13 protein-coding genes are annotated in these 13,186 nt (G+C 71.5%); all 13 read right to left on the bottom strand.

Going from position 1 to position 13,186, the window contains the following annotated elements:
• Positions 1-274: 274 nt before the first annotated feature.
• Positions 275-1,072, bottom strand: a complete 798-nt coding sequence (locus MWN33_RS15625) for an ABC transporter ATP-binding protein (RefSeq protein WP_247201970.1) — start codon at positions 1,070-1,072, stop codon at positions 275-277.
• Positions 1,069-2,682 carry a cyclic peptide export ABC transporter gene (locus MWN33_RS15630; protein WP_247201971.1) on the bottom strand — a complete coding sequence of 538 codons (1,614 nt, stop codon included), beginning with the start codon at positions 2,680-2,682 and terminating at the stop codon, positions 1,069-1,071. Before MWN33_RS15630 ends, MWN33_RS15625 begins: the two co-directional genes overlap by 4 nt.
• The gene (fhuF, locus tag MWN33_RS15635) at positions 2,679-3,407 is read right to left on the bottom strand and encodes a siderophore-iron reductase FhuF (protein ID WP_247201972.1); all 729 of its coding nucleotides are present in this window, start codon (positions 3,405-3,407) and stop codon (positions 2,679-2,681) included. Before fhuF ends, MWN33_RS15630 begins: the two co-directional genes overlap by 4 nt.
• Positions 3,404-5,380, bottom strand: a complete 1,977-nt coding sequence (gene fhuB / locus MWN33_RS15640) for a Fe(3+)-hydroxamate ABC transporter permease FhuB (protein ID WP_247201973.1) — start codon at positions 5,378-5,380, stop codon at positions 3,404-3,406. Before fhuB ends, fhuF begins: the two co-directional genes overlap by 4 nt.
• Positions 5,381-5,397: 17 nt before the next feature.
• A complete protein-coding gene (locus MWN33_RS15645; RefSeq protein ID WP_247201974.1) occupies positions 5,398-6,327 on the bottom strand; it encodes an ABC transporter substrate-binding protein in 930 nt (309 codons plus the stop codon).
• Positions 6,328-6,333: 6 nt separating this feature from the next.
• Positions 6,334-8,745, bottom strand: a complete 2,412-nt coding sequence (locus MWN33_RS15650; protein WP_247201975.1) for a TonB-dependent siderophore receptor — start codon at positions 8,743-8,745, stop codon at positions 6,334-6,336.
• Positions 8,746-8,901: 156 nt separating this feature from the next.
• Positions 8,902-9,837 carry a FecR family protein gene (locus MWN33_RS15655; RefSeq protein WP_247201976.1) on the bottom strand — a complete coding sequence of 312 codons (936 nt, stop codon included), beginning with the start codon at positions 9,835-9,837 and terminating at the stop codon, positions 8,902-8,904.
• Between the two features lie 75 nt (positions 9,838-9,912).
• A complete protein-coding gene (locus MWN33_RS15660) occupies positions 9,913-10,425 on the bottom strand; it encodes an RNA polymerase sigma factor (protein ID WP_247201977.1) in 513 nt (170 codons plus the stop codon).
• 87 nt (positions 10,426-10,512) lie between these two features.
• A complete protein-coding gene (locus MWN33_RS15665; protein ID WP_247201978.1) occupies positions 10,513-11,220 on the bottom strand; it encodes a trimeric intracellular cation channel family protein in 708 nt (235 codons plus the stop codon).
• Positions 11,220-11,912: a peptidase dimerization domain-containing protein gene (locus tag MWN33_RS15670; protein ID WP_247201979.1), complete on the bottom strand. Its 693-nt coding sequence runs from the start codon at positions 11,910-11,912 to the stop codon at positions 11,220-11,222. The genes MWN33_RS15665 and MWN33_RS15670 overlap by 1 nt, the downstream gene beginning before the upstream one ends.
• Complete coding sequence (locus MWN33_RS19165) at positions 11,885-12,358, bottom strand: M20/M25/M40 family metallo-hydrolase (protein WP_343313414.1); 474 nt, start codon at positions 12,356-12,358, stop codon at positions 11,885-11,887. Before MWN33_RS19165 ends, MWN33_RS15670 begins: the two co-directional genes overlap by 28 nt.
• Before the next feature lie 152 nt (positions 12,359-12,510).
• Entirely contained in the window at positions 12,511-12,699 is a 189-nt protein-coding gene (locus MWN33_RS15680) for a hypothetical protein (RefSeq protein WP_247201981.1), read from the bottom strand.
• A gap of 200 nt (positions 12,700-12,899) precedes the next feature.
• The gene (locus tag MWN33_RS15685; protein ID WP_247201982.1) at positions 12,900-13,100 is read right to left on the bottom strand and encodes an autotransporter outer membrane beta-barrel domain-containing protein; all 201 of its coding nucleotides are present in this window, start codon (positions 13,098-13,100) and stop codon (positions 12,900-12,902) included.
• Between the last annotated feature and the right edge of the window lie 86 nt (positions 13,101-13,186).

The raw sequence follows: 13,186 nt of genomic DNA on the forward strand, positions 1-13,186 counted from the left end.
GAATTGCGTGTCTTCTGTGCCTCTGTCGGCGGAGAAACGACCGCGCAGGGGAGGGGCCCATTTCATCGGCCTGAGACGACCATGGTGAGCGCAGCGTTCGGCCGTGCGCGGATGGCGGCCTGTATGTCGGCGAGCCGCTGATGGCGCGGCGGCGGAGCATCGGCCATCTTCTGGCCGTGGCGCGGATCTCTGGGCGAGCCGGCCCAAGGTGCGCAGCACGGGCGTCGGACGCGGGCCGTTTTCTCGTCGTAGGTTGCCGCCGGCGCCATGGCGGCTAACGTGCGTGGGCAATGGGCCGGTCGAGCCCGGGATGACGCAGCACCTCCATGTCGACGCCGTAAACCTCGCGCAGCGCGGCCGCTGTCAGCACCTCGTCGGGGGTCCCCCGCGCCACGATCTGGCCGGCGCGCAGGGCGACGATCTCGTCGCAGAAGCGCGCGGCCATGTTGACATCGTGCAGCACGACGAGAACGCCGAGCCCGCGCTCCCCAGCCAGCCGGCGTACCAGCGCCAGCACGTCGAGCTGGTGGGCGATGTCGAGCGCGGCGATGGGCTCGTCGAGCAGCAGGTAGTCGGTCTCCTGCGCGACCAGCATGGCGAGCCAGGCCCGCTGGCGCTCGCCGCCCGACAGCGTGTCGACGCCGCGTTCCGCCAGCGGGGCCAGCCCGGTGAGCGCGATGGCCTCCTCCACCTGCCGGCTGTCGCGGAGGGAGAAGCGCCCGAAAGGCCCGTGCCAGGGATAGCGGCCGAGCGCCACCAGCTCGCGCACCTGCATGCCGCCGGTCGCCGGGGTCTGCTGCGGCAGGTAGCCGACGCGCCGCGCGAAGGGCCGGTCGCCCCAGTCGCCGAGCGGCCGCCCGTCCAGCGCCAGCGTCCCGCCGGTCGGCGCGAGCTGCCGGGCGAGCAACTTGAGCAGCGTCGACTTTCCCGAGCCGTTCTGGCCGATCAGGCCCACGACCCGCCGGGCCGGCAGGCCCAGCGAAACCGGCTTCAGCAGGTCCCGCCCGTCCAGCGCGAAGCTTGCCTGCGAAATCCCGAACAGAGGCGAGGCGCCGGGCGTCTGGGCATTCATCGGCCGGCCTCCGCCGTCGCGGGCACGATGCGGCCGGCTTCCAGCCGCACCAGCCGGTCGGCGATGTGGAAATAGCGGTCGTCATGGCTGATGACGATCAGCGTCCGCCCGCGCCGCTTCAGTTCGGGCAGCACGGTCTCGTAGAACATGCGGCGGAAGCGCGGGTCCTGGTCCGCTGCCCATTCGTCGAACACCATGACGGGCCGATCCTCCAGACAGGCATGGACGAGGGCGAGCCGTTTCTTCTGCCCGCTGGAGAGGTCGAGCGTGGAGAGCCGCCCGCCTTCCACGCTGAGCTTGCCGCCGAGGCCGAGCCAGTCGATGTGCGCGCGCGCGGCGTCGGGATCGGCGCCGGCCGGCAGGGTCTCGAACAGGAAATAGTCCGAGAGTACCGCCGAGAAGGTCTGGCGGTAGGCGTCGCGCCCCGCCGCGTCGACCGGGCGTCCGTCGAGCCGCAGCTCGCCGGCCTGTGGCGCGTGGAGGCCGAGCAGCAGATTGATCAGCGTCGTCTTGCCGGCGCCGTTGGAGCCGACCACGAAGACCGTTTCGCCCGCCTTGACGGCGAGATCGAGCGGCCCCAGCGCGAAGGCCTCGCCGTCCGCCGGGGCGGGATAGGCGTAGCGCACGCCGGAAAGCTCCAGGCTGCCGAACGACGTCGCCGTTGGGACTTCATCGCCCGGCGCCTCCCCGGCAGCGAAGGCCTCGTTCAGCTCGGCGACGCGGCGCAGCGAGATCTGCGCGCGCACCAGCGGCGGCAGCGCCTGCATGATCTGGTCGATGGGGCCTTTCATATAGAGCAGCACCAGAACCGTGCCGGTCAGCACCGCGGCATCCTCCACCTGGAGCCACGCCCCGCCCGCCGCGACCAGCGCGATGACGGCGAAATACAGCGTCGAGCCGGCCGCGTTGGCCAGCACGAACACGTTGATGGCGCGGGTGTTGACCCGGCGGATGGTCTCGATGGTCGGCGCCATCGCCCCGTCGAGCAGCTCGCTCCGGCGGTTCCGGCTCAGGCGCAACTCGCGCGCGCCCTCGATCAGCGTGCGGTAGGATTTATGCAGCGCGTCCTCGCTCTCGCGCGCCTGCCAGAAGCCCGCGACGCCGCGCAGCCGGGTGGCATAGACCGCGACCGAGCCGGCGCCGGCCAGCGCGCAGACGAGGAAGGCGAGCGGCGGCGACAGCCAGACCAGGTAGCCGACGCAGCCCAGGATCACGGCGCCGGCGATGGCGAGCGGCGCGAAGAGGAAGGCGAGGTCGCTCACCGCGTCGATGTCGCCGGTCAGCACCGGCATCAGTCGGTGCGTGCGGTAGCGCTCCAGGGCGTCGAGCGGGGCGGCGAGGATACGCTCCGCCAGCGAGCGGCGCAGCCGGGCCACCAGATGCTGGCCGGCCCTGTTGGTGAGCATGTCGGCCAGCGCGTTGCCGCCGAAGGCGACGAGGCAGAGCAGGCCGAACACCGCGAGCTCGTCCGGCCGGCGCTCCGCCTGCGCCAGCAGCGAATTGGTGGTCGCCAGCAGCGCGACGGTCGCCGCGCTCGCCAGCGCGCCGAGCAGTCCGGCGGCGGCGAGAGGCAAGGCGAAGGGCGCCAGCAATTCGCGTCGTGACGTCATCGGAGGGGCTCTCCCGGCGCCGGGCAGGCCGGGCAGGTCTCAAAATCGGGCAGCATATGGCGCAGGCAGCAGACGCGGCGTGCGCGCTCGCGGTGTTCGTGGTCCGTCGGCAGATAGCGCGTATGGCCGGCGAGCGGATTGCGGCGGCCATCCGGCCACTGCCGCGCCGTGAGCAGCCGGTCGATGTCGGCCGCCGCGTCCGGCACCGCGCCGGGCAGGTGCTCGGCCACGGCGGCGATGGCGTGCAGGCTGTCGGCGACATTGGCCCAGAGCAGCCGGCGCGAGACCCGCATCTGAGCGGCGAGCGCTTCGATCAGCGGCTCGACATGGCGGAGCAGCACCGGCGCGAAGCGGTGGAAGACATCGCCGCGCGCCGGCGCGCCGGGCGGCAGCACGAAGCCCGTGCAGATGCCGTCCTCGCCCATCAGCACCCGCACCTCGTCGAGCGCGACCGGCAGCGCGACGCCACCGAAGCGGTCGGCGGCGACGAGCGGCGGCAGCAAAGCGGCGACGTAGATTTGAAACCACATGGAGACCACGGGCCGGCGGTCGCAGCCGGGATGAAGCGCGGCGAAGCGGCCGATGATCCCGTCCAGCCGGCCCTCGATGAGCGCGGCTCCCGCCACCCCGCCGCCCGGCCCCGGCGCCGGCCAGAGACAGGTGTTCACATAGGCGTAGTTGCCGGCCAGCGCCGGCGGCAGCACCTCGATCGGCCCGGCGCTCATGCCCGCCTCCGCAGCATCAGCCAGAGGAAATAGGGGCCTCCGGCGAGGCTCACGATCAGCCCCGCCGGCATCTGCCAGGGAAAGGCGAGGGTGCGGCCGATCCAGTCCGCCAGCACCATCAGCGTGCCGCCGATCGCCATGGCCGCGACGCCCTGCGCCAGCGGCCGGCGGAAGCCCTGGAGCCGCGCAGCGTGCGGGGCGACGAGGCCGACGAAGGAGAGCGGCCCTGTCACCAGCGTGGCCGCCGCCGTCAGCGCCGAGACCAGCGCGACGATCCAGAGCCGGCCGGCGCGCACGGGGAGGCCGAGCGAAGAGGCGACCGGCGCCCCGAGCCCGAACAGGCCGAGCGCGCGCGCACTCAGCACCAGCGCGCCCACGCCCGTCACGGCGAGCACCAGCGAAGCGCCGGCCTCGCCCGGCGAGGCGAGATAGGTCGAGCCGGCCATCATGCGCAGCAGCAGGTCGAGCCGGGGATGGCCGCTGAGCATGACGAGGCCGAGCGCCGCGCCGATGATCGTGGTGAGCGCCACTCCCGTCAGCAGCAGGCGTTGGGGCGCGTAGTCGAAGCGCCGGCCGAGCGCCATGACGAGGCCGGTCGTCGCGACGGCACCGGCGAAGGCCGCGCCGAGCAGGCCGGAGCGGCCGGCCACCGGCGCGAGGATCACCAGCAGCGTCGCGCCGGCCGCCGCGCCGGAAGAGATGCCCAGTATCTCCGGGCTCGCCATGGGATTGGCGCTGACGCGCTGGATCATGGTGCCGGCAAGGCCGAGCATGGCGCCGGCACCGAAGGCGCTGACGATCCGCGGCCAGCGCCAGTCCAGCACCGGGTCGCCCGGCAGGGCCAGCCACCAGCCGTCGCCGCCCCGGCCGAGCAGCAGCGACATCGTCGGCACGGCGAGCATCACGGCTGCGAACACGGCCATGCGCGGCACAGACGCGCCTTTGCGGTCGGTTTCCGCCGGCGCAGGGGCGGGCAGGGCATCGCGCAGGCGCGGCAGCAGCACGAGCAGAAGAGGCGCGCCGAGCAGGGCGGTGAGCAGGCCGGTCGGCGGGCCGACGCCGGAAAGCCGTTCCGCCAGTTGGGCCAACTGGTCGGCGAGCCAGAGCAGCAGGGCGCCTGCCGCCGCGCCGCCGGCGAGGCGCGTCCCCGGCGTGCGTGCGCCGGCGAGCCTGGCCAGCGCCGGCCCGGCGAGGCCGATGAAGGCGACGACGCCGACATTGGCGACCACCGCCGCCGCCAGCGCCGCCGCCACGCCGAGCGCGCCGAGACGGATCGCCGCCACCGGCGCGCCAAGCCCTCGCGCGCCGGCATCGTCCAGCTCCAGCACTGCGAGCGGACGCAACAGCAGCAGGCAGGCCAGCCCCGCCACCGCCAGCGTGCCGGCCAGCGCGGCGGCGCCCTGCCAGCCGTTTTGGGCGAGCGAGCCGGCTTGCCAGAGAAACAGCGCGCTCAGATGATGGTGCTCGAACAGCACCAGCACGCCGCCCATGGAGCCGCACACCATCCCGACGACGAGGCCCGCGAGGATGAGCGCGAGCGGCGACAGGCTCTGGCGCCAGGCGATGGCGAGCGCAAGGCCGGTGGCCGCCAGCGCGCCGGCGAGCGTGACCCAGAAGGCGCCCGCCTCCAGCAGGAAGGGCGCGTAGAGCGTCGCAAAGGCCAGCGCCAGCCCGGCGCCGGCCGAGGTGCCAAGCGTCGAGGGCTCGGCCAAAGGGTTCCGCAGCACATGGGCGAACAGCGCGCCCGACAGGCCGAGCGCGGCACCCGCCAGAAGGCTCACCGCAAGGCGCGGCAGCAGGCCGAAGCGGAACACCAGCTCCGCCGCCTCGGCGCGTGGAGCGGTCAGCGCTTCCCACCAGAGAGCGGAGGGCAGACGGGTGGCGAGCCCGGCGAAGGTGAAAGCGATCCCCGCCGCCAGCAACAGCCCTACCAGCAGGGCCGCGCGGCCGCCGGAAGCGCGTCGGCCGGTCATGGTTTCCGCGCCGGCCATCACGAGCGCGTACCTGTGGGTGAGTAAAGCGCCGGGGCGAGCGAGGGCGCCATCACGCCGGCGATGCGGCCGGCGATGTCGACCAGCGTGGGCACCCCGCCCCAGACGCTGGCCGCCTCGACGAGCCGCAACCGGCCGGCCGCCACCGGCGGCAGGTTCCGCCACAGCGGGCTGCGGTGGAGCTGCGCCAGCGCGCGCCGCGTCGGCGCCCCGAAATCCAGCACCAGCACGGCGGCCTCGGGACGGTCGGCGAGGTGCTCGATGCCGGCGATCACCCAGCCATAGGACGGCATGGGCAGCGCGCAGGCATTGGCGAGGCCGAGACGACGCAACGCGTCGTCGAGCAGGCAGCCGGCGCCGTAGATCTCCAGATGCGTGCCGCCCTCGACCAGCGCGACGAGGAAGACCGGAGGCAGGTCGCGGCCCGCCAGGGCACCGCGCAGCAAGGCGAGCTGCCGCTCGGCGGCCGCCAGCGCCGCCTGCGCCTCTCCGGCCCGGCCGAGCGCGTCGCCGAGACGGCGCATGAGGTCGGCGCCGCGCGCCGCCCGCCCGCGCGTGTCGTCCGGCTCGATCAGCGTGACCGGTGCGACGCGCTCCAGCAGCGGCACCAGCATTTCGCGGTCGCGCGAGGCGAGCACGCGGGCGGGTGCCAGTTCCTGAAGCCGTTCGAGATTGGGCTCCCAGGAGGCGCCCAGCTCGGCGCAGGCGGCGGGCAGGCGCGAGCCGGGAAACCGCGCGCGGAAGCGGCTCGCCTCGGCCATCGCCAGCGGCGCCACACCGAGCGCCAGCATCGCCTCGGCGATGTCGAGCTCCATCACCGCGACGGGCGCGAGGGCGGGCGCTGCCGCCCGCGCGCCGCGCGGCGCGAGCAGCGCCGTGCCCGCCAGCGCGAGCGCGGTGCGGCGGTTCGGACGGAATGCCGGCGCCACCCGCGCTCACCAGCGATAGGTCAGCGTGCCCATCACGGTGCGCTGCGCGCCCCATTTGCAGTCGGCGGCGCTGAAGCAGGTGACGTATTCGGTGCCGAGCAGGTTGGTGGCATTCACCGCCAGCTCCGCGCCCTTCATCTGCGGCCAGAGCTGGGCGAGGTCGTAACGCACCACGGCGTCGACCAGCGTGTAGGGATCGTTGGCGATGGTGTTCAGCGCGTCGGCATAGGTGGTGCCGACATAGCGCACGCCGCCGCCGAGGTTCAGGCCGGTCAGCGGACCGTTCGAGAAGGTGTAGTCCAGCCAGATCGAGGCCATCTGGTCGGGCACCCAGCGCGGGTGCTTGCCGATCGCCAGCGAGCTGTTCGGCACGTCCGGATTGGCTTCCGTCACCACCACGTCGTTGTAGGTGTAGGAGGCGTTCAGGTTCCAGCCGTTCATGCTGACGGTGGCCTGCAACTCGACGCCGCGCGAGCGGACCTCGCCGTCCTGCACCTGCGGGCCGAAGGGATCCTCTCCATAGGGCGTGGGCACGTTCTGCTTGGTGAGCTCGAAAACCGCGGCGGTGAACATGGCGTTCCAGCCGACCGGCTGAAACTTGATGCCGGCCTCGATCTGCTCGCCCGTCGTCGGCTTCATCGGATTGCCGAAGGCGTCGACGCCGGACTGCGGCAGGAAGGAGGTGGCGTAGCTCGCATAGGGCGCGAGGCCGTTGTCGAAGACATAGGTCACGCCGCTGCGATAGGTGAACTTCTCGTCGTCGCTCTTGGCGTCGATGATCGGGTCGGCGGAATAGAGGTCGTAGCCCACCGAGCGTCCGTCCACCCAATCCTGCCGGCCGCCGAGGGTGACGATCCAGCCGTCGCCGAACTTCATCTGGTCCTGGAAATACAGGCCGTAGGTTTCGCCCGTATAGGTCACCGACTGCCAGGGTGTGGCGGTCGGCAGCGGCACGCCGTAGTCGGGGAAGAAGATGTTCAGCGGCGGCGCGTCCCAGCTATCGACGAAGGCGATCCAGTCGGACGTGTTCTGGTAGTCGACGCCGGCGAGGAGGGCGTGTTCGACCGGCCCGGTGCGGAAATCGTACTGGAGCTGGTTGTCCATCACGAGGTCGCTGCGGCGTTCGTCATTGCCGTCGACGACGCGCGAGGCCCAGCCGTCGGTCACGTCCCAGACCCAGCCGGAGCGGATCGAGCTCTCCATGTGAGTGTAGCGGAGGTTCTGGCGGAAGACGAGATCGTTGGAGAAATTGTGCTCCAGGAGGTAGCCGACCGCGTACTGCTCCTGGTTCCATACCCCGTAATTCGACGGGAGGATGGCCAGATGCGTGAGCTGGCGGGTGTCCGGCCACATGAAGGAGTTTTCCTGGCCGATCTTGTCCTTCAGATAGTTGCCCAGGAAGGTGATGGTGGTGTCGTCGTTCGGCTGCCAGGTCAGCGCCGGGGCGATGAACTGGCGTTCGTCCGGCGCGGTGATGCCGTAGTCGTAGACGATCGGTGCATCGCCATCGCGGAACAGACCGGTGAGCCGGTAGAGGAACTGCTTGTCCTTGTCGATGGCGCCGCTGAGGTCGAAGGCGCCCTGCAGGCGGTCGAAATTGCCGCCCTGCAGCTGGACCTCCCGGATGGTCTCCTCGGTCGGCAACTTGGAGACGCGGTTGACGAGGCCGCCCGGATCGCTCTGCCCGTAGAGGCTGGAGGAGGGGCCGCGCACCACGTCGTAGCTCGAATAGGCGTAGGGCTCGTAGCGGTAGTTGATGTAGCTGATCAGCCCGTCCACATAGCTGCCGCCCTGCGCGCTCGGGAAGCCGCGGATGATGTAATAGGGGTTCTGCTGGTTCTGCGCGCCGCCGAAGGGCTGGGCGTAGATGCCCGGCACATAGGTCAGCGCCTCGGCGTCGGTCTGCACGTTGCGCACGTTGAGCTCGTCGCGGGTGACTACGGAGATCGACTGCGGCACCTCGATCAGCGGCGTGTTGGTCTTGGTGCCGGCATCCGTGCGGGTGGCGACGAAGCCGTCCGTGCCGTCGCCGGTGACGTCGACCGTATCGAGCTCGATGGCCCCGCCCGGCGCGTCGCCTGCGGCGGGAGCGGGCCGCGAGATCACCACCGTGCCACCCTGGAAGCGATGCGAGAGGCCCGTGCCGGCAAGCAGCCGCTCCACCGCCGCCTCGACGCTCATGCCGCCGGAGACGCCCTGTGTGGCGATGCCGACCGCGACCGAAGGAACGTAGCTGATCTGCACCCCGGCCTGCCGGCCGAACGCCACCAGCGCGGCCGACAGGGGGCCGGCGGGAACGGCGAAGCTGCGCTCGGCGACGGCCGCCGCCTGCTGGGCGAAGGCGGTCGGCGCCGCCGCCACGAGCGCCAGCGACGCGATGGAAGCCCCCGCCGCGCCCCGCATGAGAGCGCCGCGCATCCGCGCAAGCCGTGTCCGCTTCATTCCGTACCCCACCCCGTTTCGCAACGCCATCAGCCCGATGCGCCGCCCGCTCTCGCGGCGGGCCTGCGCGGTTTCCTGATGTGTTGACGGGGCAGGTCGGGGGATTTCTCGCAATCGGCGGAAAAAAGTTCGTCAGAGCCGGCTGAGTACCGTCACCCAGGACGAGACATGCCGCACCCGCCCGCCATAGGGCGCCACCACGGCGGCGAGCGCGGCGTCGGGATCGGCGAGGTCGTAAAGGCCGCTCACCGGCATGCCGGACAGTGCGGGGTCGGCAATGAAGACGCTGCCGGGTCGCCAGCGCGCGATCTCCGCCACCACTGCGCCGACCGGATCGCCCTCCGCGACGAGCAGCTTCTGCCGCCAGGCGGCGGTCTGGCCGGCGTCGCGACGGCCCTGTTCGACGCTCGTCCCGTCGGCGGTGAGCGTCAGCCAGTCGCCGGCATGCAGCAAAGCCGGCGGACGGGCGCCCGCGAAGGCCTCGACCGAGCCTTCCTCGACGCCGACGGAGCAGCGTCCGTCATTGCGCCGCAGCTCGAAGCGCGTGCCGAGCGCCACGGCGCGCAACTCGCCGGCCTCGCCTTCGAACGGCGTGGCGGCGGGCGCCACCTCGCACAGAACCATGCCGTCGAGCACCTCGACGCGTCGTCGCCCCTCGGCGAAGGACACGTCGACGGCGCTTTCCGGGCCCAGCGTGAGCCAGCTCCCGTCCGGCAGCGGCACGCGGCGGATCTCGGCGACGGCGGTCGTGTAGTCGGCGCGCCAGCGCCGGTTGAAACGGGGCGCCGCCAGGGCGCCGGCTCCGACAAGGCCGAGCGCGCCGAGGCCGGCCAGCGTCTGGCGCCGGCTGAGGCGGGGACGCCGCCGGGCACGGTCGGCCTTCATCCCGTTCTCGGCCAGCCGATAGACCTGCTTGGCCTCCGCCCAGGCGGCGCGGTGGTCCGGGCTCTGGCCGCAGAAGCGGCGCACCGCCTCGCGCGCCGCCTCGTCCTCGGGCCGCGCCTGCCAGGCGATGAGCAGGGCCATCGCCTCGTTCCAGAGATCTTCGCTGTCCGCCGGCATCGACATGGCCATTTCCCGCGCGAGCGCGCCACCTATAGACGATGACGGTGCAGGCCGGAATTCTTCTCCCGTCCGGGCGATTCAATCGATCCCGGCGGCGCGCAGCCCGTCGCGCAGGGTGCGGTAGCCGTCCATCACCAGCCGCCCGGCATGGGCGGTGGAGATGCCGAGCGCGACGCCGATCTGCGCCAGCGTCGCCTCGCCGAGACGGTGCATCTCGAAGGCCCGGCGGGTGCGCGGGGGCATGGCGGCGAGCACGGCGAGCGTGCAGAGCAGTGCCTGCCGGTCGGCCAGCACCGTCTCCGCCGAGGGGCGGGCGTCGGCCAACTCGAACAGCCCCGCCTCGTCGAGGCTGAGATGCTCGCGCTCGCGGCGCCGGTGGTCGATGGCGAGGTTCTGCGCGATGCGGGTGAGATAGGCTTCCTTGTCCGAGATGCCCGTGCCCGCGCCCAGTCGGTCGATCAACTTGACGAAGGAATCGTGGACGAGATCCTCCGTCACCGCCCGGTTGCGGACGATGCGCTGGATCAGCCGCGCCAGCCGGCCATGTTCGGAAACATAGAGCCGGGCGGCCTGGGAAGCCGTCGAAGACATCGAGCGGAGCCACAACAGAAGCGGATAGGATGGCGGCAATCTAGCGCAAGCGAATTAATCGTGCAAATTCAATAGTTTATACTAAGTCTAATGAAGATTCACGCTAGGGGAAGAATGGGCTAAGCGGGCGAGGCCCTTCAATCTCCGGGAGGAGGAATTTGCCCGCGTGCTGCCGGCGCGCCGCGCCATCGGCAGCTTCCAGCCGCGATGGATCGCCATCATGCGCAGGAAGGAGCACAGCGCCGCGCCGGGCCGCAGCGTCATCGCCGCCCGTATGCCGAACTGATGTCCGCCGGCGACGAGGACGGCCCCCGCCAGCGCTGCGACGGCGTAGATGTCGGCATACAGCACCTCCGGCGGACGGCCGGTCAGCACGTCGCGCACCATGCCGCCGCCGATCCCGGTGACCATGCCGAGGATGGCCGCCATCAGCGGAGACACGCCGAAGGCGAGCGCCTTCTCCGTGCCGGTCGCGGCAAAGACGCCGAGGCCCGCCGCGTCCAACAAAAGCTCCGGCGCCTTTACCCGCTCCAGAAGATCGGGAAAGCGGAAGGCGAACAGCCCCGCCGCGAGCGCCAGCGCCAGAGCGTGCCAGCCGGCGACGAAGGCGGGTGGAATGGCGCCTATCAGCACGTCGCGGACGCCGCCGCCGGCCGCCGCCGTGACGAGGGCGAGCACCAGCACGCCGAACAGGTCCATGCCGCGCCGGACGCCGGCCAGGCCGCCGCTGAGCGCGAACACTGCGGTGCCGACGAGGTTCAGCGCGAGGACGAGCCCACCAGCGCGGGCCTCCATCAGTTCGCCGCCCCGTCCCCGATCGCCAGCCAGAGCCCGGCGGCCGTCAGCATCGCCTCGACGCCGGCCTGCAGGGTGGGATGAATGATCGGCGCGAAATCCGGCGCATGGTTTGCCGGCACCGGCTTGCCGCCCGGCTGCGCCGCCGCCGCGAGCACCGCCGGGTCGGTGCCGCCGACGAACCACATGACCGAGGGAATGCCCCACGCGGCGCCGAACAGGCCGAAATCCTCGCTCGCGGTGGCGGGAGGAATCTCCTGCACATTCGCCGCGCCGAAGCGGGCCGCGAAGGCCTCGACGATCCGATGCGTGGCGGCCTCGTCGTTGCGGGTCAGCGGATGCTCGCCGAGTATGGCTATCGCCGGCTCCTTGGGCGCGCCGGCGCCGACGGCCTCCGCCTTGAAGATGCGGCGTATGCCGTCCAGCACGCGGGTGCGCACCTCATCGTTGAAGGAGCGCACATTGAGCCGCAGCAGCGCCTCTTCGGGAATGGTGTTCTCGCTGACGCCGGCGTGGAACGAGCCGACCGTCACCACCGCCTCCTCCTCCATGCCGATCTGGCGCGACACCACGGTCTGCAGATTGAGCACGGCGGAGGCGGCCATCACGATGGGATCGAGGCTGCGCTCGGGCATCGAGCCATGCGCGCCCCGCCCGAAGATGGTCACGTCCCAGCTGTCCGAGGCGGACATGGCGGGGGCCCGGCACGCCAGCCGATAGTGCCCGCCGGCGCCGGCACCACATGCGGGCCGAGCGCGACGTCGGGCCTGGGGAAACGGCGCGCCATGCCGTCCTCGATCATGGCCCGCGCACCCTGTCCGGTCTCCTCTCCGGGCTGGAACACCGCCATCACCGTGCCCCGCCACCCGGCGCGGTTCCCGGCGAGGAGTTTCGTCGTGCCGCACAGCCAGGCGACGTGCATGTCGTGGCCGCAGCTATGGGCGACGGAGGTCGCCTGGCCGGAGCGGTCGACCCCGGTCGCCTCGCTGGCATAGGCGAGGCCGGTCTGCTCACGGATCGGCAGCGCGCCATGTCGGCCCGCAGCAGCACGGTCGCTCCCTCGCCGTTGCGCAGCAGCCCGACCACGCCGGTGCCGCCGACACCACGTGTCACCTCGTAGCCGAGGCCTTCGAACCAGTCGGCGGCGAGGCCGGCGGTACGCTCCTCGTGCATGGAGAGTTCAGGTTGAGGGTGGATGCTCTTGTACAGCGCCTCCAACTCGTCGAGCAGTTCCTCGGACGGTGCGGGAGGCGAGGCGTTTTCTGCGGTCGCGGGAGCGATCTCAGGTTGTTATGCCGGCTCGCAGAGGAAGCCCGACGGGATGGGGCGCGCGAGCGCGAGGATCTCGGCGCCCAGAGGCAAAGCAAGGTCGGGCGGCAGCGCCTCGGGATGCTCGAACACCGCCAGCAGGCGCAGGATTCGGAGCCGCTCGATCTCGCCGGGCGGGCGAGGGGCGTGGCAGGCGCAGATGGGTGTCATCGCTCGCCGGCGAGACGCCGAGAGGCTTTGCAGGTTCACAACTCGCCTCCCACTATGGCGCGTGCGGCGCGTTCATAGCATGTCGTCGCCGCGTTGAAGCGAGAGGTAGAAGCAGTTTCAGCCAGCGAGTAGAGCTGGCCGCATCGCCCTCGGCGTGGCGTCCGCCGAGGGCCCGGGGGAGGTGCCCGCATGAAATCGGCCTAGAAGTCGATCCTGAGCGTTGCGTTGAACCCGTTCTGGCTGACGCCGTCGCCGAACTGGCCGTTATAGGCCACCCCCAGCGTGGCGGCGGAGCCTACCTTCACCTCGATGCCGGCCTCCATCGTCGCGGCGTCGACCGCGATCGGCGTGCCGTCGACGGTGCAACCCCCCACCACCAGAACGAACGCCGGTAATTTCATCGAGAACATATTGCGAACATCGAACAAAAAGGGTACATATCGCTCAACATTCCGCAAACCCCGTTCCTCCCCTTGCATACAGCCCG

Origin of the sequence: Ancylobacter koreensis, from assembly GCF_023016525.1 — a bacterium.
GTDB lineage: Bacteria > Pseudomonadota > Alphaproteobacteria > Rhizobiales > Xanthobacteraceae > Ancylobacter > Ancylobacter koreensis.